Here is a 21,646-nt window from a genome sequence, read left to right as displayed (position 1 = left end):
CCCCCATCATGACAAAATCATCATCTTGGGGTCGGCGGGTCAGCGGCGGCGGCGCGTCTTTCCGCCGGAGGGGGCCATGTCTTCGGGCGGTTCGCCGGACTCGACCAGCTCGACGACCTCGAACGCATAGCCGAGCCAGCCCCGCTGGCGCATCGCCTCGGCCATGGCGGCATCGTTCGCCTTGGCGTCCTTGCGCGACTTGGCATGGCCCCAAAAGACTTCGGTACGACCACCGCCCAGATCGGCGACGATCCGCCAATAATGGGTGAAGGGCGCGGCGGTCGGGCCGATCGTCTTCACATAGCCATCGGCCATGGTGGCGGTCAGATAGCGGGTCTTGCGTGCCATCATGCCGTCATAGCGCGGCTCGGCGCGATGCTCATCACCCTTGACGCCGCTGCCGCCAGCCCCCTACCGATGCGACGCCGGAATAATCCGGCAATGATCGCGCCGGTTCTCCCGACAAGGGGGATTAAAAGGGAACGCGGTGAGGGCGGCGACGCCCGAATCCGGGGCTGTCCCTGCAACTGTAAGCGGTGAGCGGATACGCACGGGGCGGCGATGGCCGGTCCAGCCACTGGGGTGACCTGGGAAGGCGCGTATGCCGCGATGACCCGTGAGCCAGGAGACCTGCCGGCGTCAGGTCGCTCATGCCTGGTCCAGGGGATGGCCGAGGCTAAGGTCTTTTCCGACGAGCGACGCCAACGATGGCGGAGGCGCAATGGTTTGCCATGGCGAGTGCGGAAGAGCGTCCAGTACGCATGGCATCCGGCCGTTCGGAGACGAACGGAAAAGCCTCGGCTTGTTTGCGACGAGACGCTATGGGCAATTGTATGTTATATCATTACAGATTCGGAGCGGTCCATCTGGGCCTGTGGGGTGGCGCGGCGCTTGTCCTGGGGACGGGACCCGCCTGGGCGCAAAAGGTAGAGGGGCAGGGGGCCGATGCCACCGTGCTGGTCGTCGGCACACGCGATAAACAGGCGCTGGATACGCCCAACGGCACGGCCAGTCGGCTGGGCCTGACCCCGCTGGAGACCCCTGCCAGTATCGCGTCGCTGGATGGCGAGACGATCCGCGCGCGGGGTGACCTGTCGATCGTCGATGCGACCACGCGTGCGCCGGGCATCGCCAGTGTCGCCAATCCCGGCAATGGCGGCACCGCGCTGTCGGCGCGGGGCTTTTCGGGGCAGGGATCGGTGCTGCAACTGATCGACGGGGTGCGGCTGTTCCCGGCGGCGGGGACGATCACCTTCCCGACCGATCCCTGGATGGTCGAGCGGATCGACGTGCTGAGCGGTCCCGCCTCGGTCCTCTACGGCCAGGGCGCGCTGGGCGGCGCGGTCAACGTCGTGATGCGCAAACCCACGGCGCAAACGCATGGTCAGGCCGAGATCGGCTATGGCGCACAGGACAGTGTCCGCGCCGCCGCCGGGATCGGCGGACCGTTGGGGGAGGCGCTGGGCTATCGCGTCGATGCCAGCTATCGCCGTTCGGACGGCTATGTCGATCGCGGGCATTCGGACAGCGTCGCCTTGTCGGGGACGCTGAAATGGACGCCCTCGCCGATGTTCGCGGTCACGGTGCGGGGCGATCATGGCGACCAGCGGCCGATCGGCTATTTCGGGACGCCGCTGATCGACGGGCGGCTCGACCTTCGAGTACGCGACCGCAACTATAATGTCGGTGATGGGCGGATGCGGTTCCGCGACGACCGCGCCTCGGTCCAGATCGATTGGACGCCGAGTGCGGTGATCAGCCTGTCCAACATCGCCTATTATCTGACCAGCGATCGCTTCTGGCGCAATCTGGAGAATTATTGCTGGGTGGGCGCGGGCGGCACCTGCACGGATGGTTCGACCGGCACCCCCGGCACGATCCGGCGGAGCAGCAATTACGGCATCCGTCACGACCAGACCCAATGGGGCGATCAGGCGAGCGTGACGTGGCGGACCGGGCTTGCCCCCGGCATCACCAATGCGCTGGTGGTGGGCGGGGAGGCCAATCTGGTCCGCTTCACCCATGAGAACGACTTCGGGTCGGACGCGCAAGTCGATGCGGTCGATCCCTTCGCCTTCGATCCCGGCCGCTTCCTCGATACGCAGGGGATCGCGCCCCGATACCGCACCCGCACGACCGCGCTGGCGGTCTTTGCCGAGGACCGGGTGACGCTGGGGGCGAAATGGTCGGTGATCGGCGGCTTCCGCTATGAGGAGAATCAGGTCCGTCGCTGGGCCATCGCCTATCCGGGCGGGACGCGGACCGACAGCTTCGTCTTCGAAAAGACCTTCCACAATGCGACCTGGCGGGCGGGCGTCGTCTATCAACCGGTGCCGACCCTGTCGCTCTATGCCCAATATGCCACCGGCGTCGATCCGCTGGGCACGTTGACCACGGTGTCGACCGGGCAGGTGGGATTCAGCAACGCGCGCGGCCATCAGGTCGAGGCGGGGGCCAAATGGCTGTTCCTGGGTGGCCGGGGCAGCGCGACGCTGGCGGCCTATCGGATCGTGAAGACCGGGCTGCTGGCGCAGCGTACCCTGTCGAGCCCCGTCGAGCAGGTGGGGCAGCGATCGGCCCAGGGGATCGAGGCGGCGGTGTCGGTCGATCTGCCACGAGGATTCGGGATCGACGCCAACGGCACCGTCCTGGATGCGCGGTTCGACGATTTCCGGTCGAGCGGCGTCGATTATACCGGCCGCACCCCGCCGAACGTGCCCGAGACGCTGGGCAATCTCTGGCTGCGCTGGGATGCATCGGCCAAGGTGCAGGCGCGGGCCGGGCTGCGTTATGTGGGGCCGCGCTTCTCGGACAATGGCAATGTCTTTCGCATACCCGGCTATGCGACGGTGGACGGCACCCTGTCCTATACGCTGAGCCCGCGCCTCGCGCTGGACCTGCGGGTCTATAACCTGTTCGACAAGGCCTATGCGGTCACCGCCTATGGCGACCAGCAATGGCTATTGGGGCGGCCGCGCGCGCTGGACATGGGCATCCGTGCGGCGTTCTGACCGTGCCTGGGGAAGGTCGGCCGTGCGGCTGGCCTTCCTCGTGCATCGCTGGGCGGGGATCGTCGCCTGCCTGTTCTTCGCGATGTGGTTCGCGAGCGGGCTGGTGATGCTATACGTGCCCTATCCCGCGCTGTCGCCCGCGCAAGGCTGGGCGGGGGCGACGCCGATCGACTGGAGCCGGGTCGATATCGCGCCGCGAGGCGAGGGTGGTGCCCGGCGGATCATGCTGGAGATGCGCGACGACACCCCCGTCTGGCGGATCGAGGGGGCGGAGGGGGAGACGCGCATCCAGTCGGCGGAGGCGGGTTCCGCGCCCGCTGCCGTCGATGCCGCCTATGCCCGCCGCGTGGCCGCGCGCTTCGGCCGGGCGGCGGTGCGCGGGGTCGCGCCGATCGGGCATGACCAGTGGACGGTGGCGGGCGGTTTCGACCGGCACCGCCCCCTGTGGAAGGTCGCACTGGCCGATGCCGCCGGGACCGAGCTTTATGTCTCCAGCCTGACCGGGCAGGTGGTGCAGCGGACGACGTGGGATCAGCGTTTCTGGAACTGGCTCGGCTCGGTGCCGCACTGGATCTACCCCACGGTGCTGCGCCGTGACGGCGGGCTGTGGCGGCAGGTGGTGATGTGGGTGTCGGGGCCGTGCATCGCAGTGGCGTTGACCGGCATGTGGATCGGCATCCTGCGCCTCCGGGCGGGGCGGCGGCGCTATCGCGGCGGGCGGGTGAGCCCCTATCGCGGCTGGATGCTCTGGCACCATGTCAGCGGGCTGCTGGGCGGTGTGATGCTGACCACCTGGATCGTCAGCGGTTGGCTGTCGGTTGATCCGGGACATGCCTTTGCGGGGAGCGCCGCGCCGCCCGAGGCGATGCGGGCCTATGCGGGGCAGGCGGGCGAACCCGTCGCGCTGGACCGGCTGGCGCGCCTGGCACGGGGCACCCGCACCGTCGAATGGAGCGGCGATGCGGGATTGCGGCGAATTGCGATCGACCGCGCATCGTCGCATCCGCGCTGGCTGGAGCAGGCGGGCCTGGTCGCCGCGCGGCCGGTCGTCCCCGCCCGCGCGGCGATGCTGGTGCCCGGCGGGCGGCTGGTAACGAGCGAGCGGCTCGACCGGCCCGACTTCTACTGGACCTCCACCGCGCGCCTGCCGGTCGTGCGGATGCGGTTCGACGATCCGGCGGCGACATGGCTGTATGTCGATCCGATGAGTGGCGCGGTGATCCAGCGACAGGACCGCGTCCGGCGCGCCTATCGATGGGTCTATACGTTGCTGCACTGCTGGGACTGGCCGTGGCTGACCGCGCGGCGGCCCGCCTGGGATCTGTGGATGTGGGTCTGGTCGATCGCCGGAATGATCCTGTCGGTCAGCGGCGTGGTGGTCGGCTGGCGGCGATTGCGGCGTCCCGCGCGCATGGGCGGGTGAAAACATGCGTGTCGGGCTTGGCGTGGGGGTGGGCGCCCGCTTAGATGGGGGCATGTGGCAACTCTACCAATTCCCGCTCTGTCCCTTTTCGCGCAAGGTCCGGCTGTTGCTGGGCGAGAAGGGCGTCGGTTACGAATTGGTCCGCGAATCGCCGTGGCAGCGGCGCGACGAATTCCTCGACATGAACCCCGCCGGGCAGACCCCGGTGATGGTCGATGAGGAGCGCGGCGTGTTGCTGGTCGATTCGATGGCGATTTCGGAATTCTTCGAGGAGACGGTCGAAAAGTCGGCGATGATCAACGGCACCGCCATCGGCCGCGCGGAGATACGGCGGCTGGTGACGTGGTTCGACACGCATTTCTATCAGGACGTGACCGGCCCGCTGCTCCACGAGCGCATGGTCAAGCGGGTGGCGCGCACCGGCAGCCCGGATGCCAAGGGCCTGCGCGAAGCGATGAAGGCGGCGGTCGGGCATCTCGACTATACCGATTATCTGCTCGACCATCGCAACTGGCTGGGGGGCGCGACGATGAGCCTCGCCGATCTGGCGGCGGCGGCGCAGATTTCGGTCGCCGATTATCTGGGTGGCATCGACTGGAAGGGGCATGAGCAGACCGCGCGCTGGTATCGCGGGTTGAAGAGCCGCCCGTCCTTCCGCCCGCTCCTGTCCGAGCGGATGGAGATGGTCACCCCGCCTTCGCATTACGACAATGTCGACTTCTGACGCGCCCGCCGATCGGATCGGGATCGAGGATTTCCTGGCGGTCGACATCCGCGTCGGCACCGTCATTGCCGCCGAACCCTTCCCGGAGGCGCGCAAGCCTGCGATCAAGCTGACCATCGATTTCGGGGAGGTGATCGGCGTCAAGCGCTCCTCGGCGCAGATCACCCGGCATTATACGCCGGAGACGCTGGTCGGGCGGCAGGTGGCGGCGGTGGTCAACTTCCCAGCCCGTCAGATCGGGCCGATGATGTCCGAGGTGCTGACCCTGGGCTTTCCCGATGCGGAGGGGCAGGTGGTGCTGATCGCGCCGGATCTGGCGGTGCCCAATGGGGGGCGGTTGTTCTGAAGTCGAAGGCCACGTCCTACCGGTAACCACTTGGCACTGCCTGACTGTTAGCCTTAACATTTTATCTTGCGCCGCGCGCCTCGACGCGTACCATTCCCGCTCGACCGTAGGGACATAACCCACGGAGGACAGGAGGGGATATGAAGTCCAATCGCTGGGTCGGCCATGCCATGGCCGCCATGCTTGCGCTATCAGTCGCGCCACCCGCCATGGCGCAGGGCGACCAGATGGCACCGATCGCCATACCCGCACAGCCGAACGCCATCGCGCTCAACACCGGACCCTTGCCGGGCGCGAAGACCAAGGAAAGCTGGCACAGCCAGTATAACAGCGTCTTCGCCCGCAACGTGACCGAGGCGACGCTGACCCCCTTCCTGCCCGATCCGGCCAAGGCGACCGGCGCGGCGGTGATCGTGGCGCCCGGCGGCGGGTTCCGCACCCTGTCGATGCAGAACGAGGGCTGGGACGTGGCCAAGGCGCTGGCCGACCGCGGTATCGCCGCCTTCGTCCTCAAATATCGGCTGAACCAGACGCCCGCCGATATGGGCGCGTTCGAGAAGTCGATGGCGGAGATGTTCTCCAGCGTGGCGCGCCCCGCCGCACGGCCCAGCCCGCAAGACGCGCTGAAGGGCCTGGCGCCGCAGATCGCCGACTCGCGCGCTGCCTTCGCGCTGGTCCGTCAGCGGGCGGGGGAGTGGAAGGTCGATCCGAACCGGATCGGCATGGTCGGCTTTTCGGCGGGCGCGATGCTGACCGTGGCGACGGTGCTCGACGGACAGGCCAGGCCCGCCTTTATCGGCGACATCTATGGCCCGCTCCAGCCGATGACCGTCCCCGCCGACGCGCCGCCCATGTTCGCCGCGATCGCCGCCGACGATCCGCTGTTCGCGGGCAAGGGCTTCGGTCTGATCGACCAGTGGATGGCGGCGAAGAAGCCGGTCGAGTTCCATCTTTACGGTCGGGGCGGGCACGGCTTCGGCATGTATCCGAAGGCAACGACCAGCACCGGGTGGTTCGACGCCTTTTACCGCTGGATCGTGATGGAGGGGTTCCTGAAGGCGAAATAATCCTCCCCTGGAAGGGGTGGGGGCCAGCGAAGCTGGTGGAGGGGGGAGTGCCACGCGGGACTCGACTTGTCGAAGCCCCCCTCCACCACCGCTTCGCGGCGGTCCCCCTCCCCGTGCCGGGGAGGATCACTCGAGGCTCTTGGACGCCTGCTCGAACAGATCCTTGGACAGCCCCGGCGTCCCGACGATGCGGATCAGTTCCGCGCACATCAGCCGCGACCGCTTGGTGTCGAACCGCCGCCAACGGCCCAGCGGCGGCAACAGCTTGGCCGCCGTTTGCGGGTTGAGCCGGTCGAGCGCGATCAACTGGTCCGCCAGGAACCGGTAACCCGATCCGTCGGCGGCGTTCAGCGCGCGCTGGTTCATCCCGAACGCCCCGATCAGCGCGCGTGCGCGGTTGGGATTGGCGAGGGTGAAGTCGGGATGCTGGGCCAGCCGCTCCACCACCGCGCCCGTGTCCCCCCGCGACGACAGCGCCTGGGTCTGGAACCATTTGTCGAGGACCAGCGGATTGTCGGCATAGCGGTCGTGGAACCGGGCGAGCGCGATCTCCCGCTCGGGCGCATCCGAACTGACCAGCGTGGTCAGCGCGGCCTGCCGGTCGGTCATGTTGTCCGCCGCCTCGAACTGCGCGAAGGCGAGCGCGGCGGCGTCGGGCGCGCCGCTGGCCGCGATATAGCCGAGCGCGACGTTGCGCAGACGCCGTCGCCCCTTGGCCTCGGGCGAATAGACATAGGTCCCTTGCGCCATCTCGGCATAGAGCCGCCGCCACACCGGTTCCAGCGCATGGCCCAGCCGGCCGCGCAGTGCCTCGCGCGCGCTGTGGATCGCATCGGGATCGACCGTCACCATCTGGTCGCCGACGAAATTCTCGGACGGCAGCAGCACCGCCTCGGCCAGGAAGGCGGGTTCCAGTCCCTCGGCCTCCAGCGTGCGCGCGACCGCGTCGATCACCGCATCGGCCTGCACCTCGCCATCGATCGTGCCCGCGACCAGCGTGTCGAGCATCAACTGCTGCATCGCCTCATACCGGGCGAAGGGATCGTCGTCATGCGCCGACAGGAACGCCAGGTCGGCCGCGCTCCGGTCGCTCTCGATCACCACGGGGGCGGAAAAGCCGCGATTGATCGACAGGACGGGGCGCTCGGTGACGGCCTCGAAGGTGATGGTTTCCGCCACCTGGTCGAGCAGGATCAGCCGCTCGTCGGTCAGCGGCCGACCCGTCTCCGCCCCGAACAGCCGCACCTTCAGGGGCAGGACCATCGGCTGCTTCAGGCTCTGCCCCGGCGTGGCGGGGACATGCTGGGCCAGGCGCAGTTCCGCGCGACCGCCGCCGGGCTGGTGGGACAGCCCCGCCGAAATGCGCGGGGTTCCGGCCTGTGAGTACCAGAGGCGGAATTGCGACAGGTCGATGTCCCCCGCCTCCTCCATGCAGGCGACGAAATCCTCACAGGTCGCAGCCGTCCCGTCGAAGCGGCTGAAATACAGGTCGGTCGCGGCGCGGAACTTCACCGGGCCCAGCATCGTCGCCATCATGCGGATCAGCTCGGCCCCCTTGTTGTAGATGGTGGCCGTGTAGAAATTGCTGATCTCGATATAGCTTTCGGGGCGCACCGGATGGGCGAGCGGCCCTGAATCCTCCGGGAACTGGCTGGCGCGCAGGCCGCGCACATCCTCGATCCGCTTGACCGCCGCCGATCCCTGGTCGGCGGAGAAACTCTGGTCGCGATAGACGGTGAAGCCTTCCTTCAGGGAAAGCTGGAACCAGTCGCGGCAGGTGATCCGGTTGCCCGACCAGTTGTGGAAATATTCATGTGCGACGACGGCGGCGATCGCGTCATAATCGTAATCGGTCGCGGTGTCGGGATCGGCGAGGATATAGCGGCTGTTGAAGATGTTCAGCCCCTTATTTTCCATCGCGCCGAAGTTGAAATCGTCGACCGCGACGATGTTGAACACGTCGAGGTCATATTCGCGGCCATAGACCCGCTCGTCCCACGCCATGGCGAGTTTCAGCGCGTGGAGCGCATGATCGGTTTTCGCCAGGTCGGCGGCGCGCACCCAGATGCCCAGCGTCACCTCGCGCCCGCTCATCGTGGTGAAGGTCGATGCGTTGACCGCCAGATCCCCCGCCACCAGCGCGAACAGATAGCTGGGCTTGGGGAAGGGGTCGTGCCACTCCGCCCAGTGGGTGCCGTCGTCATTCTCACCCTTCGCCACCGGATCGCCATTGGCGAGCAGCACCGGATAGCGGCCCCGATCGGCGGTCATCCGCACGCGATAGACGCTCAGCACATCGGGGCGGTCGGGGAAAAAGGTGATGCGGCGAAACCCCTCCGCCTCGCACTGGGTGCACAGATTGCCGCCCGAGGCATAAAGCCCCATCAACTGGGTGTTGCGATCGGGTGCGATCGTCACCTCGGTCTCGACGACATGCGCATCGCCCGACAGCGGCACGACGAGTTGCTCTCCCTCGATCCGCCAGTCGTTGACGGCGACGCCGTCGATCGTGACCGACAGCGGCGTCTGGCCCGCGCCGTCCAGCCGCAGCGGTTCGTCATGCGCGCCGCTGCGCGTGACGGTCAGCGCGGCGCGCACCCGCGTCTCGGCGGGGTCCAGCGCGAAGTCGAGCGCCACCTGCGGCACCGCCCAGGCGGGGGGCGTATAATCCTCCCGCCGGATCGCGGCGGGGGTCATGCTGGGCTGGGCGGCGCTGCGCTGGTTGTCCATTCCGGGAATATAGCCGCGCCGGACCCGTCCGGCCACCGGTGAGGCAGGAAAAACCGGGACATGGCGCGATGGGCGGGGTTGATCGGGGCAGGGGGCGTGTTACGCCTGCGTCCTGTCATCCCCCCGAAAGGTCCTGCATGTCGCGTTCGACGGCTCTGCTGCCGCTGCTTCTCCTCCTGTCCACCGCCGCTGTCGCGCACGATCACGATCACCTGCATTATCAGGCGACGAGCCCTGCTCCCGCGCAAACCGCGCCGCAGCGCAGCCCGGCCGAGCGCAACGCCGTCATCACCGCCCCGCTGCCCGAGGATCAGGCCGCGATGAAGGCGCATGTGATGTTCCTGGCCAGCGACGCGATGGCGGGGCGCGAGGCGGGGACGCGCGACTATGATATCGCCGCGCAATATGTCGCGGCGCAATTCTATGCGGCGGGGCTGCGGCCCGGCGGCGACGAGGGCGGCTATCTGCAAAAGGTGCCGCTGGTCGCCTATCGCGTCGCGGACAAGGGCAGCGCCCTGTGGACTCCGGCGGGCGGGCGGCCACAGGAACTGGCGTTCGGCGAGGATTTCGTGCCCTCGCCCGTGCCCAATGCCAAGGAGACCAGCCTGTCCGCGCCGGTCGTCTTCGTCGGCCATGGCATCGATGCCGCGCCCTATGGCCTGAACGATTACAAGGGCGTCGATGTGCGCGGCAAGATCGTCGCCTTCCTTCCCGGCACGCCCGAAGGACTGGGTGGCGAGGAGCGCGCCTTTTTCGGTTCGGCGGCCAACAAGGCGGCGCTGGCGGCGGCGCGTGGTGCAGTCGGCGCGATCCAGATCGACATGCCCCGCGCGGGGGGGCGGCAGCGGCCCTTCGCCACGCTCGCCCGCTATTATGACGCGTCGCGCGTGACCTGGGCCAACCCGGACGGCACCGCTCATGCGATGACGCCCACGACCCCGGTGCTGGGCACCCTGTCGCAGGCAGGCGCGGCCAAGCTGTTCGGCAAGGGCTGGGACGCTGTGGTCAAGGCCGCGGCGAGCGCCAAGCCCGCCTATAAGCCGCTGATCGCCAAGGGCATGCTGACCGTCGCGTCGAAGACCGGGTTCAAGCCGATGGACAGCGGCAACGTCATCGGCCTGATCCCTGGCAGTGACCCCAAGCTGAAGGACGAGGTGGTCGTCCTGTCCGCGCATCTCGACCATATCGGCACCAATGAGGGTGGCGATGGCGACCGGATCAACAATGGCGCGCTCGACAACGCCATCGGCATCGCCAGCCTGATCGAGGAGGCCAAGCGCTTCAAGGCGGCCACCCCGCCCAAGCGCACCGTCATGTTCTTGGCGGTGACGGCGGAGGAAAAGGGGCTGGTCGGCTCCGACTATTTCGCCAACCACCCGACCGTGCCGCTCAAATCGATCGTCGCCGACGTCAATCTCGACATGCCGATCCTGACCTACAAGTTCGAGGATATGGTGGTGTTCGGCGCGGACCGCTCGACGCTGGGGCCCATCGTGCGCAAGGCGGTGGGGGCGATGGGCCTGCCCGTCTCGCCCGATCCGATGCCGGAGGAGGGGATATTCGTCCGCTCCGACCATTTCCGCTTCGTGCAGAAGGGCATCCCCTCGGTCTTCCTGTGGCCGGGTCAGGCCGGGCCGGGCAAGGCGGCGGTCGCGGATTTCATGAGCCACCGCTATCACAAGGTCGGCGATGAGATCGACCAGGGCATCGACTGGAGCCAGGGGCCGCGCTTCGTCAGCGTGAACTACGCCATCGCGCGCGAGATCGCCGACGCGCCCGAGCGGCCGGTGTGGAACAAGGGCGATTATTTCGGCACCCTCTATAAGGGGCCGATGGCGGCGAAGTGATCTGGGACCAAATGATCCAACCTCCGTCCAGCCTGAGCGAAGTCGAAGGCCAAGCGATGAACTTCGCCAAGTTGCTAGTCCTGGGCGTACACTTCGACTTCGCTCAGTGCGAATGGAGGTTGTCATTATGACGGCGGGCAGTTTCGAGGCATGAGCAGGTTATTTGTCTTCGGCCTGGGCTATGCCGCCGGGCACCTTGCGGCGCTGTTGGAAGGCCGTGGCTGGTCCGTCGCGGGCACGACCCGCGACGGGCGCGGTGGTACGCTCCGTTTCGACGACCGCGAAAGCGTGGAGGCGCAGATCGCCGCCGCCACCCATATCCTGTCCTCAGTCCCGCCCGAGGGCGAGCATGATCCGGTGCTGGTCACCTATGGCCCGCAACTGGCGCGGTCGGAGGCATGGCTGGGTTATCTCTCCTCGACCGGCGTCTATGGCGATACCGGCGGGGCCTGGGTGGACGAGAGCGCCCCCATCGGCTCCGGGCGGCGCGCGGCGCGGGCGGCGGCGGATGCGGACTGGCAGGCTTTGGGCGCGCGGGTGTTTCGCCTGCCGGGCATCTATGGCCCCGGCCGCTCACCGATCGACCGGGTCCGGGCGGGACGCGCGCACCGGGTCGGGCTACCCGGCCAGGTGTTCAGCCGGGTGCATATCGCCGATATCGTGTCGGGCGTGATCGCCGGGTTCGACGGCCCGGCGGGGGCGTATAATCTGTCCGACGATCACCCCTGCGATCAGGACGCGGTCGTCTCCTACGCCGCCACGCTGGCCGGGCTGGAGCCGCCGCCTCTGGTGCCGCTGGAAAGCCTGTCGGCGGCGGCGCGCGGTTTCTATGCCGAGAACCGGCGCGTCGCCAACGGCAAGGCCAGACGGGTGCTGGGCTGGCGGCCCCGCTATCCCGATTACCGGTTGGGCCTGCGCGCCTTGAGCGCGATGACCAGCCCCAGCGCGGTCACCGCCGCCCCCGCGCCCGCCAGCAGCGACCAGCGATAGCCCTCGAACACCGTCGACAGGCTCATCGCGATGACCGGCACGATGACGCTGGAATAGGCCGCCTTGGCCGGGCCGATGGCGCGCAGCACCCGGTAATAGAGCGGAAAGGCCAGCGCCGAGGCGAACAGCCCCAGATAGAGGATGCCCAGCACATAGCCGGTCCGCATCTCGAACACCGGCGGCCCGTTCAGGCTATAGGCGATGATCGCGTCGAGCGCTGACCCGATCAGCATCGCGACGCTGATCGTCGCGTGCATCGGGAAGCGCTTGGCGGTCTTTGTCGCCTGCATGACATTGGCGATGGAGGCGGACAGGATCGCGACGATGGTCAGGGCGATGCCGGTCAGCGCGCGGGCAGGCCCCGCCGGATCGACCCGCGCCTCATGCACGAACAGCAAGGCCGCCCCGGCCATCGCGATGGTCGAGCCGACCAGCAACTGCCGCCCCATGCGCTGCCCCAGGAAGATTCGCGCGAAACCGGCATTGGGGATCAGCAGCATCGCGAAGACGACCGCCACCAGCCCGGAGGTGATATACGCCTCCGCCCGGTAGACGAAGTTGAAATTCAGGACGAACTGGAACAACCCGATTCCGGCGGCGAACAGGAAGCCGGTGGTGCCCAGCCGAAAGCTCTCCCGCCGGGCCAGCGCAAAAGCGCCCATCGCCAGTCCGCCGATCAGGAAGCGATAGCTGACCGACCAGGTGGCGGGGACGACGGTGATCTGGTCGCGGATGACCAGCCAGGTCGATCCCCATATCAGCGTGACGATCGCGAAGGGGATCAGGACGGCGGCGCGGGTCGAGCGTGGGCCGGTGTCGAACTCGCTCACAGGGCGGCGATCGCATCGGCGAGGCGGGCGACGTCGCGGCCGTCACTGTCCCAGGCGGTGACCAACCGGATTTCGCCCTCCGCCCAGTCGTAAAAGTCGAAGCCTTGCGCGCGGAGTTTCGCGGCCTCCTCGGGCGTCGCGCGCAGGAAGACCTCGTTCGCCTCGACCGGGTGAACCAGTCGGTCGCCCGCCGCCCCCGCCAGCCGCTCGGCGCATGCATTGGCCAGCGCGCCGTTGGCGACCCACAGGTCGTTCTCGACCATCGCCAGCACCTGTGCCGCCAGATAACGTCCCTTGGACATGAGCAACCCCGCGCGCTTGCGGCGGCGGCGGGTGACATCGGCCAGGCCGGGCTTGAAGAAGACCAAAGCCTCGGCGCTCATCGCGCCGTTCTTGACGAAGCCGAAGGACAGCGCCTCCACCCCCGCCTGCCAGGTCAGTGCCGCAGGCGTGCAGCCCAGCCGCGCCACCGCATTGGCGAAGCGCGCTCCATCCATATGGAAACCGAGGCTCCGGTCCTTCGCCAGCGCGCCGATCGCGGCGACCTCGTCGGGGTTGTAGACCCGGCCATATTCGGTCGCGTTGGTGATCGAGATGGCGTGCGGCTGGACCCGGTGGACGTCGTTGGCGATGGCGTCGATCACCGTCCGGATCGTATCGGGGGTCAGCTTCGCGCCGTCACCATCGGCCAGCATCAGTTTCGCGCCATGGGTGTAGAATTCGGGCGCACCGCCCTCGTCATTCTGGATATGCGAGTCGCGGTGGCAGACCACACCGCCATAAGGCGGGCAGAGCGCGGCCAGCGCCAGGCAATTGGCGGCGGTGCCGGTGGGGACCCACAACACCTCCACGTCATGGCTGAACAGATCGGACAGCCGCTCGTCCAGCGCCCTGGACCAGCGATCGCCGTCATAGGCGGTGTCCATCTGGTCGGCCCCGGCGATGGCCTCCATCACCTTGGGGTGGATACGGGCGGCGTTGTCCGAGAAGAAGCGCATGGCTCCCGCGTTTGGGGGAGGCGCCCCCATGCGTCAACACTCCTCTCCCATTCCGGGCGTCAGTGCGGGGCGATGCCCAGTTCGACACCCGTCTTGTCGTGCAGCGCGAAGCGGTCGACCAGATCGGCGCTGGCCCGGTTATAGCCGATCACCTCCACCGCCGATCCGTCCCGCCGCAACCGCGCGACGATCTTGTCGAGCGCCCCCACCCCCGAGATATCCCAGAAATGCGCCGCCGACACGTCGATCGTCACGCCGCGCCCCTGCTCGGCCCGGAAGGCGCGGGTGAAGCGATCGACCGAGGCGAAGAAGATCTGCCCCGTCACCCGGTAGCGGACCATGCCCGCATCCTCGATCCGCTCGACCGCGAACAGGCGGCGGACCTTGCCGGCGAAGAAGATGCCGGACAGCAGCACTCCAGCCGCCACGCCCTGCGCCAGGTCGCGCGTGGCGACGACGACCGCCACCGTGACCAGCATCACCACCGAGGAGGTCGGCGGATGGCGGCGCAGGTTGGGGATCGAATTCCAACTGAACGTCCCGATCGACACCATGATCATGACGGCGACCAGCGCGGGCATCGGAATCCGCCCGACCACGGGCCCAAGTCCCGCGAGAAGGATCAGCAGCACGACCCCGGCGGTCAGCGTCGACAGCCGCTTGCGCCCTCCGGACGTGACGTTGATCACCGACTGGCCGATCATCGCACAGCCGCCCATGCCGCCGACCAAAGCGGCGGCGATGTTCGCGCCGCCCTGTCCCATGCACTCGCGCCGCTTGTCGCTGTCGCTGTCCGTCATGTCGTCGACGATCTGCGCGGTCAGCAGCGATTCGAGCAGGCCGACCGCCGCCATGGTCAGCGAATAGGGCAGAATGATCCGCAACGTCTCCAGGGAGAGGGGGACATGCGGCAGCGTCAGGCTGGGCAATCCTTCGGGCAGGCGGCCCATATCGCCGACGGTGCGCACCGGCAGGCCCATCGCGATGCTGATCGCGGCCAGCACCAGGATCGCGACCAGCGGCGAGGGCACCGCCTTGGTCACGCGCGGCAGCAGATAGATGATGGCCAGCCCGGCGGCGACCATCGCATAGCTGTGCCAGGTCACGCCGGTCAGTTGCGGCAGTTGCGCCATGAAGATCAGGATGGCGAGCGCGTTGACGAAGCCGGTGATGACCGAGCGCGAGACGAACTGCATCACGAGATCGAGGCGCAAGGCCCCCGCGACGATCTGGATCAGGCCCATCAGGATCGTCGCGGCGAAGAGGTAATCGACGCCATGGTCGCGGACCAGCGGCGTGACGACGACCGCGACGGCGGCGGTCGCGGCCGAGATCATCGCGGGCCGTCCGCCCAGGAAGGAAATGACGATCGCGATCGCGACCGAGGCGTAGAGCCCGACACGCGGATCGACGCCCGAGATGATCGAAAAGCCGATCGCCTCGGGGATCAGGGCGAGCGCGACGACGAGCCCGGCCAGCACGTCGCGGCGCGCCTCGCGGGCGCTGGTGAACCATTGGGTTCGATAGGTTTCAACGGTCATGAGAATACCAGAATTTCGCGCATGGCGAACGCGCTCACGGGCGGGGCGCGGGATGAAGAGCCATGCATTCTGTTGTCCGGCGGATCGGCGGCCGGAATAGCCACCCGGAATTTCACCGGGTCCTTGCGAATGACGCGGCCTTTAACGGGACGGGGGCGGGGAGGGCAAGTCCTGCGTGGATTGTTCAGCCCCTGCCGTCATCCCAGCGAAGGCTGGGATCTTTCACCCAGTTCCATGCGCCATCGAGAGAGGCCCCAGCCTGCGCTGGGGCGACGGTTCCCCCTATTCCTCGCCTTCGCCGCCATCCCGCTCGTCGGGCGGGCGGCGGTCATCCGGGCCGGGGGCGGGGCGGTCGCCGCGGCGGCGGCCGGGGCCAACGGTGATCGAGCCGTCCTCACCCATCCGCATGTCCAGTCCCATGCCCTGGATGATGTCGCCCACCGGATCGCTTTCGACCGGCATGACCTCTTCGTCCATCCCGTTGGCGAGCGCGTCGGGATCGACCTCCTCCTCCTCCACGACCGGTGCGGGCACCGGCGGGATGTCGAGCGCGGACTGCATGAAGGCGCGCCAGATCCGCGCGGGCACGCCGCCGCCCGACAGGCCGGGATTGGGCTTGTTGTCGTCATTGCCGACCCACACGCCCACGACCAGATCGCGCGCGAAACCCATGAACAGCGCGTCGCGCGAATCCTGCGTCGTGCCGGTCTTGCCATAGGCATCGACGGTCAACAGCGCCTGCCGCCCGGTCCCCGTCTTGATCGAGGAGGAGAGCAGGTCGAGCATCCCGTCATGCACGGCCGAGGAAAAGCCGGTCTTGCGATCGGTCAGCGACTGATACCAGGCCTTGTCGCGCACCTCGGTCAGGCCATGGGGCGTGACCGGATAGCTTTCATTGGCGATGGCGGCATAGGCGGCGGTCAATTCCAGCAGGCTGACGGTGGAGGTGCCGAGACCGATCGTCGCCTCGTTCGCGATCGGCGTGGTGATGCCCAGATCGCGTGCGGCCTTGATGACCGCCTTCACCCCGACCGCCTGGGTCAGCCGCGCGGCGGCGACGTTGGACGAACGCGCAAAGGCCTGGCGTAGCGTGATCTTGCCCAGATAGCGCCCGTCGCTGTTGCGCGGCTTCCACCCGGCGATGTCGACCGGCTCGTCCTCGATGGTCGAATCGGGCGTCATGCCCGAGCGCAGCGCGGCCAAATAGACGAACAGCTTGAACGCCGATCCCGGCTGGCGCCGCGCTTGCGTCGCGCGGTTGAACGGGCTCTTGGAATAATCCTTGCCGCCGACCATCGCGACGACGCGGCCATCGGGGCGCATCGCGACCAGCGCGACCTGCGCCTGTTGCAGACCGGCGCTGCGCACCGTGCGCTCGGCGATTCGCTGGAGACGCGGGTTGAGCGTGGTCTGGACGGTCGCCTCGGTCTTGATCTCGCCCGCCTGGTCGCGCGCCTCGGGCAGCACCCAGTCGGCGAAATAGGTGCCGCTGGGCAGCGTCTCGGGCCGCGAGGCGAGCACCCGCTGCGGCTGGACCGAATCCGCCTCCGCCTTGGTCAGGAAGCCCGCATCCTCCATCGCCGCGACGACCACCGCCTGCCGGGCGCGGGCACCCTTCAAATTGCTGGTGGGGGCGAGGCGTGAGGGCGCCTTGACCAGCCCCGCCAGCATCGCCGCCTGGCCGATGTTCAGCTTGTCCGGCGTCCGACCGAAATAATGTTTCGCCGCGGCGGTGATGCCGTACACATTGTCGCCGAAATAGACATTGGACAGGTACCGCGACAGGATCTCGTCCTTGGTCAGCCACGCCTCCAGCCAGAAGGCGATCATCGCCTCGCGGATCTTGCGCCCCGCCGTGCGGTCGGAATCGAGAAAGGCGTTCTTCGCCAGTTGCTGGGTGATGGTCGATCCGCCTTCGCGCACCCCGCCCGACCCGACATTGTGCCAGGCGGCGCGCAATATGCCGCGCGGGTCGATGCCCCAATGCGAATAGAATCGCCGGTCCTCGATCGCCATGAACGCCTCGCGCACATGGGCGGGCAGCTTGGCGGCGTCGACCGGCGCGCCGATGATCGCCCCGCGCCGCGCGATCGGCGTGCCGTCATCGGCGGTCAGCGTGATCGAGGGCGGCGTCGGCGGCTGGAGCGAGCGCGACAACGGCGCGGTGACGGCCAGCCAGATGATCGCCAGCACCAGCAGGATGATCCCCGCGCCCGTCCCGCGCGCGATCCACCGGCCCCAGCGGATCGGACGGCGCGACGCCTCCTGACCCTCGGACGGATCGTCGCCGAAGGACCAGCTTTGCGTCTCCGCATCGTAAAGCGGATAATTCTGCCCGACCGGCTCATAGGGACGGTCGATCGGGGTACGGTCGGGATTGAACGGGTCGGGGCGCATCACAGGGTTCCGGTGGTCGGCCACTCGCGTGTATTACTCCACCAGAACACCGCGCGCAAGCTCATGCGCGTGTTTACCCCGTTTGCGGCACCTCGGGCAAGCGTTCCGCCGGGGGTGTGTCCCCGATCAGGCCAGCACGGTGCGCGACGATGGTCGGGACCAGCGCCTGCCCCGCCACGTTGATCGCGGTCCGCCCCATGTCGAGGATCGGATCGATGGCGAGGAGCAGCCCCGCTCCCTCCAGCGGCAGGCCCAAAGTCGACAGGGTCAGCGTCAGCATCACCACCGCACCGGTCAGCCCCGCGGTCGCCGCCGAACCCAGCACCGACACCAGCACGATCAGCACATAATCGCCGACATGCAGCGGCAGGCCATAATATTGCGCGACGAACAGCGCGGAGATGGCGGGATAGATGGCGGCGCACCCGTCCATCTTGGTCGTCGCGGCAAAGGGCACCGCAAAGGCCGAATAGGCGCGCGGCACGCCCAGCCGCCGCTCCACCGCATCCTCGGTGACGGGCAGGGTGGCGATCGACGAGCGCGACACGAAGCCCAACTGGATCGCGGGCCAGGCGGCGGCATAGAAACGCTTCGGGGAAAGCCCGTTGGCGAGCAGGAGCAGCGGATAGACCACGAACAGGACGAGGCCGAGCCCGATATAGACGGCCAGCGCGAAGCTGCCGAGCGCGGACAGCGACTGCCACCCGTAGCGCACGATCGCATTGCCCAGCAGCGCGCCCGATCCGATCGGCGTCAGCCGGATCACCCAGGACAGGATTCGCCGGAAAATCGCGAGCGCCGAGGCGTTGAACGACAGGAAGCTTTCCCCCTTGTCGCCGACCCGCACCGCCGCGACGCCGATCGCCACCGCCATGACGATGATCTGGAGGATATTGAACGACAGCCCGGTCTTCAGCGCCCCGCCGTCGCCCGCGCTGGTCGAGGCGGAAAGGCCGAGGATGTTGGACGGAATCAACCCGCGCAGGAAATCGAGCCACGATCCGGCGGTATCGGGCCGCACCGCGCTGCCCGGCGCGACGCCCGCATGAAGTCCGGGTTGCAGCACCGTGCCCAGCGTCAGGCCGATCGTGACCGCGATCAGCGCGGTGATCGCGAACCAGATGAAGGTGGCCGCGACCAGCCGCGCGGCATTGTTCAGGTCGCGCAGCGCCGCGATCGACGCGACGATGGCGGTGAAGACCAGCGGCACGACCAGCACCTTGAGCAACTGGACGAAGCTTTCGCCGATGATGCGCAACGCCTCGGCCAGCCCCGCGACATTCTGGCTCCGCGCGAACAGCCCGAGCAGCAGGCCGACCGCCATGCCGAGGAACACTTGCGCCCCGAAGGAAAAACGGAATTTCATACGCCGATAGCTAGCGAACCAGCGAAACGATCCCAACCAAGATTTGCAAGGGGGCGGGATAGTTGGGGGATCGCCCCTCAACCCGTTGTCCGGGTGCCCATTTTAGGGGCGGGGGGAGAATGGTGCTGCCGGTGAGGATTGAACTCACGACCTCAGCCTTACCAAGGATGCGCTCTACCACTGAGCTACGGCAGCACTCGCGTCTCGACGCGGGAAGCGCGCCTAAAGAGGATCGGGCGGACATTGTCAAGCGCTTGTTGTTGGGATTAAGCCGATCGCATGGCAAAAGACGAACGCGCGGAACGGCTGGCGGCGGCGCTCCGAGAGAATCTGAAGCGTCGCAAGGTCCAGGCGCGTGGGTTGGACGATGGCCCGGACGGTGAAGGCAAGGGTGCAGCCCCGGCCACCGATCGGAGGCCTTAACGCGACGCGATCACCGCCAGGATCAGCGCCACGTACATTATTCGGGCAGAAACCCCGCGATGCTCCAACACGGCCCTAAAAACCGACATCGTAAAACAAACAACCAATTTGGTTGAAATATAACATGAGTTTCAACCATCAGTTAGATGATGAATGAGAGGTTAACCATCATTTTGTATCGCAGATGAAAACGATTTTACTATTGATGCGGCGTGGGGAGCCGTTCGAAACAGGGGATAGCCGCGTTAGGGCTATATGGCAGTGCCGCGCTGGCCGTTTCGATACCTTTGCCGGTCGTTGCTCAGGCCGCGCAGATCGACCGCGACGCGCAGCGGATTCAGGAACAGCAACAGCAGCAGGCGCGTGATCGGGCCGAGCAGTTCGATCGCTCGCAAAGCCGCGCTCCGACTGGCGAGGGAATCCGATCGCCGGATACCGCAGGCACCGATGGCGGCGGTTGTGCGGAGATCAGGTCGGTCCGACTGGTCGGGGCGAGTCGTTATCCGTTCAAGAGCTTTTCCGCGATACTCGATCCGCTGCGTGGGTCATGCGTCGGTATCGCGGCCATCGATGCGGCGCTTCGGGCGATTACCGACCGCTATGTCCGTGACGGATTCGTCACCACCCGGGCCTTTGTCGGGCCGCAGGACCTGAAATCGGGGGCGCTGACGATCACGGTCATCGAAGGCCGGGTCGGCGGTTTCAAAGGGGCTGGAGACGGTCGGAGCTACGGTACGGGCGAGATGGAGGCGGCCTTTCCCGCGCGTCCCGGCGACCGATTGAATCTGCGCGCGCTGGAACAAGGCGTCGACCAGCTCGCGCGTCTGGCCAAGGGCGATCCGAAGATCGACATCGCGCCGGGCGACGTGCCCGGAACCAGCCTGGTCCTGGTGGATCGCCAGCCGCTGTCGCGCTGGATACGCCCGTCGATCACCATCAATGATCAGGGCGCGGCCAATACCGGACGGTGGCAGGCGTCCGCCGGATTGGAAATCGATTCGCTGCTCGGCGTCGCCGATAGCTGGTCGCTCTACTATCAGGGCAATGCCAGCCCCGATCGCGAACGGCGCGCCTATGCCTATGGTGGGTTCCTGTCCCTGCCGCAGGGTTGGTGGACGGTATCCATGTCGGCGGGGGCGTCGGGCTATCGATCGGTGCTGGAGGGCAACGGCCTGCGCTTCACGGCGAGCGGGCGGACCCTGACCGGCTCCGCGACGCTGGACCGCATGATATTCCGCGACGCCCAGACCAAGCTGTCGCTGTCCGCCGGACTGTCGCTGCTCGATACGCGCAATCTGGTCCACGGGATCACCCTGCGATCGGGCAGCTATCGGATCGTGACGGGCGACGTCGGGATACGCTGGCAGCGGCGGGTCGCCAAGACGCAGTTGAGCGTGTCGGGCAGCTATGACCAGGGGCTGGGCGCCTTGGGCGCGCATACGGTCGACGCCGGACCGGGTGGGGCGACGGGGCGCTTCCACCGATTGCGGCTCGACACGATGGCACAGACGCCCTTCGAAATAGGGAAGTCGCGACTGACCAACGTCTTCGTGCTGCGCGGGCAATGGTCGCTCGACAATGTCTTTCCCGCCGACCGGTTCAGCCTGGGTGGCCCGTCCACGGTCCGGGGGTTCCGCGATGACGGGATTTCCGGGCGGACGGGCATCGCGTTTCGCGATCAACTGGGTATCGGCCTGATCGATCTGGGCAAGGCGTATCCCGAGTTGGCGACGGCGGTGTCCGCCTATCTCGCCTATGACGTCGGGGCGATCCGGCCCGTTCGCGGGGACCCGTTCGAGCGCGGATCGCTCCAGTCGCTCAGTGCCGGGCTGATGGCGCGCGGACGGCGTGTCCAGGCGGAATTCACGCTCGCGGTGCCGCTCTCCGCACCGGTCTGGGTGCGGCATTCCCCTACCTTGTTCAGCACCAATATCAGGATCACCCTGTAATGTC

At 67.5% G+C, this 21,646-nt stretch carries 15 protein-coding genes, 1 tRNA gene, 1 riboswitch and 1 other annotated feature; of the genes, 8 read left to right on the top strand and 8 right to left on the bottom strand.

Annotated elements, in window-relative coordinates:
• Positions 1–39: 39 nt before the first annotated feature.
• A complete protein-coding gene (locus SM191_RS13460) occupies positions 40–348 on the bottom strand; it encodes a hypothetical protein (protein WP_307003000.1) in 309 nt (102 codons plus the stop codon).
• A gap of 86 nt (positions 349–434) precedes the next feature.
• Positions 435–652: riboswitch (cobalamin riboswitch) on the top strand.
• 181 nt (positions 653–833) lie between these two features.
• Between SM191_RS13460 and SM191_RS13455 the strand changes: the two genes are divergently transcribed.
• From SM191_RS13455 to SM191_RS13435, 5 genes are all read left to right on the top strand, one after another.
• Complete coding sequence (locus tag SM191_RS13455) at positions 834–3,011, top strand: TonB-dependent receptor (protein WP_341506639.1); 2,178 nt, start codon at positions 834–836, stop codon at positions 3,009–3,011.
• 22 nt (positions 3,012–3,033) lie between these two features.
• Positions 3,034–4,434 carry a hypothetical protein gene (locus tag SM191_RS13450; protein ID WP_341506638.1) on the top strand — a complete coding sequence of 467 codons (1,401 nt, stop codon included), beginning with the start codon at positions 3,034–3,036 and terminating at the stop codon, positions 4,432–4,434.
• A gap of 52 nt (positions 4,435–4,486) precedes the next feature.
• Positions 4,487–5,158, top strand: coding sequence for a glutathione S-transferase family protein (locus SM191_RS13445; RefSeq protein ID WP_307002995.1), 672 nt, complete (start codon positions 4,487–4,489; stop codon positions 5,156–5,158).
• Positions 5,145–5,504, top strand: coding sequence for a tRNA-binding protein (locus SM191_RS13440; RefSeq protein ID WP_341506637.1), 360 nt, complete (start codon positions 5,145–5,147; stop codon positions 5,502–5,504). Before SM191_RS13445 ends, SM191_RS13440 begins: the two co-directional genes overlap by 14 nt.
• A 140-nt stretch (positions 5,505–5,644) precedes the next feature.
• A complete protein-coding gene (locus SM191_RS13435; protein ID WP_341506636.1) occupies positions 5,645–6,571 on the top strand; it encodes an alpha/beta hydrolase in 927 nt (308 codons plus the stop codon).
• A 126-nt stretch (positions 6,572–6,697) separates the two neighbouring features.
• Here the strand turns inward: SM191_RS13435 and pepN are convergent, their stop codons facing one another.
• Positions 6,698–9,301 (bottom strand): aminopeptidase N, encoded by a 2,604-nt coding sequence (gene pepN / locus SM191_RS13430; RefSeq protein WP_341506635.1) that lies wholly within the window; start codon positions 9,299–9,301, stop codon positions 6,698–6,700.
• Positions 9,302–9,438: 137 nt separating this feature from the next.
• Between pepN and SM191_RS13425 the strand changes: the two genes are divergently transcribed.
• Positions 9,439–11,148, top strand: coding sequence for a M28 family peptidase (locus SM191_RS13425; protein WP_341506634.1), 1,710 nt, complete (start codon positions 9,439–9,441; stop codon positions 11,146–11,148).
• Positions 11,149–11,298: 150 nt separating this feature from the next.
• On the top strand, positions 11,299–12,138 hold the full coding sequence (locus tag SM191_RS13420; RefSeq protein ID WP_341506633.1) for an NAD(P)-dependent oxidoreductase: 840 nt from the start codon (positions 11,299–11,301) through the stop codon (positions 12,136–12,138).
• On the opposite strand, the gene SM191_RS13415 is transcribed toward SM191_RS13420, so the two are convergent.
• The 6 genes from SM191_RS13415 to SM191_RS13390 form a co-directional block, all read right to left on the bottom strand.
• Entirely contained in the window at positions 12,048–12,968 is a 921-nt protein-coding gene (locus tag SM191_RS13415) for a DMT family transporter (protein ID WP_341506632.1), read from the bottom strand. The two genes, SM191_RS13420 and SM191_RS13415, sit on opposite strands and share 91 nt — an antisense overlap.
• A complete protein-coding gene (locus SM191_RS13410) occupies positions 12,965–13,966 on the bottom strand; it encodes a threonine aldolase family protein (protein WP_341506631.1) in 1,002 nt (333 codons plus the stop codon). The genes SM191_RS13415 and SM191_RS13410 overlap by 4 nt, the downstream gene beginning before the upstream one ends.
• A gap of 59 nt (positions 13,967–14,025) precedes the next feature.
• The gene (locus SM191_RS13405; RefSeq protein ID WP_341506630.1) at positions 14,026–15,507 is read right to left on the bottom strand and encodes a SulP family inorganic anion transporter; all 1,482 of its coding nucleotides are present in this window, start codon (positions 15,505–15,507) and stop codon (positions 14,026–14,028) included.
• A gap of 70 nt (positions 15,508–15,577) precedes the next feature.
• Positions 15,578–15,633, bottom strand: a sequence feature (sul1 is cis-regulatory element that is thought to sense ions involved in sulfur or methionine metabolism; They are found in Alphaproteobacteria).
• Positions 15,634–15,789: 156 nt separating this feature from the next.
• Complete coding sequence (locus SM191_RS13400) at positions 15,790–17,904, bottom strand: transglycosylase domain-containing protein (RefSeq protein ID WP_341506629.1); 2,115 nt, start codon at positions 17,902–17,904, stop codon at positions 15,790–15,792.
• Between the two features lie 73 nt (positions 17,905–17,977).
• A complete protein-coding gene (locus SM191_RS13395) occupies positions 17,978–19,270 on the bottom strand; it encodes a dicarboxylate/amino acid:cation symporter (RefSeq protein WP_341506628.1) in 1,293 nt (430 codons plus the stop codon).
• Positions 19,271–19,390: 120 nt separating this feature from the next.
• Positions 19,391–19,465: transfer RNA gene (locus tag SM191_RS13390), tRNA-Thr, on the bottom strand.
• A 515-nt stretch (positions 19,466–19,980) separates the two neighbouring features.
• On the opposite strand from SM191_RS13390, the gene SM191_RS13385 reads away from it, so the two are divergent.
• Positions 19,981–21,642 carry a ShlB/FhaC/HecB family hemolysin secretion/activation protein gene (locus SM191_RS13385; RefSeq protein ID WP_341506627.1) on the top strand — a complete coding sequence of 554 codons (1,662 nt, stop codon included), beginning with the start codon at positions 19,981–19,983 and terminating at the stop codon, positions 21,640–21,642.
• Positions 21,643–21,646: the final 4 nt, after the last annotated feature.

Source organism: Sphingomonas sp. 2378 (genome assembly GCF_038084995.1).
In the GTDB taxonomy this organism is placed as follows: domain Bacteria; phylum Pseudomonadota; class Alphaproteobacteria; order Sphingomonadales; family Sphingomonadaceae; genus Sphingomonas.
The sequence above is the reverse complement of the archived record's forward strand: the minus strand, read 5'-3'. Positions and strand labels throughout refer to the sequence as shown.

What these genes read in the sequence shown, in the direction of transcription:
- SM191_RS13460 (WP_307003000.1), bottom strand. Translation starts at nt 348, where the DNA reads ATGGCACGCAAGACCCGCTATCTGACCGCCACCATGGCCGATGGCTAT.
- SM191_RS13455 (WP_341506639.1), top strand. Translation starts at nt 834, where the DNA reads ATGTTATATCATTACAGATTCGGAGCGGTCCATCTGGGCCTGTGGGGT.
- SM191_RS13445 (WP_307002995.1), top strand. Translation starts at nt 4,487, where the DNA reads ATGTGGCAACTCTACCAATTCCCGCTCTGTCCCTTTTCGCGCAAGGTC.
- SM191_RS13440 (WP_341506637.1), top strand. Translation starts at nt 5,145, where the DNA reads ATGTCGACTTCTGACGCGCCCGCCGATCGGATCGGGATCGAGGATTTC.
- SM191_RS13435 (WP_341506636.1), top strand. Translation starts at nt 5,645, where the DNA reads ATGAAGTCCAATCGCTGGGTCGGCCATGCCATGGCCGCCATGCTTGCG.
- pepN (WP_341506635.1), bottom strand. Translation starts at nt 9,301, where the DNA reads ATGGACAACCAGCGCAGCGCCGCCCAGCCCAGCATGACCCCCGCCGCG.
- SM191_RS13425 (WP_341506634.1), top strand. Translation starts at nt 9,439, where the DNA reads ATGTCGCGTTCGACGGCTCTGCTGCCGCTGCTTCTCCTCCTGTCCACC.
- SM191_RS13420 (WP_341506633.1), top strand. Translation starts at nt 11,299, where the DNA reads ATGAGCAGGTTATTTGTCTTCGGCCTGGGCTATGCCGCCGGGCACCTT.
- SM191_RS13410 (WP_341506631.1), bottom strand. Translation starts at nt 13,966, where the DNA reads ATGCGCTTCTTCTCGGACAACGCCGCCCGTATCCACCCCAAGGTGATG.
- SM191_RS13405 (WP_341506630.1), bottom strand. Translation starts at nt 15,507, where the DNA reads ATGACCGTTGAAACCTATCGAACCCAATGGTTCACCAGCGCCCGCGAG.
- SM191_RS13400 (WP_341506629.1), bottom strand. Translation starts at nt 17,904, where the DNA reads ATGCGCCCCGACCCGTTCAATCCCGACCGTACCCCGATCGACCGTCCC.
- SM191_RS13395 (WP_341506628.1), bottom strand. Translation starts at nt 19,270, where the DNA reads ATGAAATTCCGTTTTTCCTTCGGGGCGCAAGTGTTCCTCGGCATGGCG.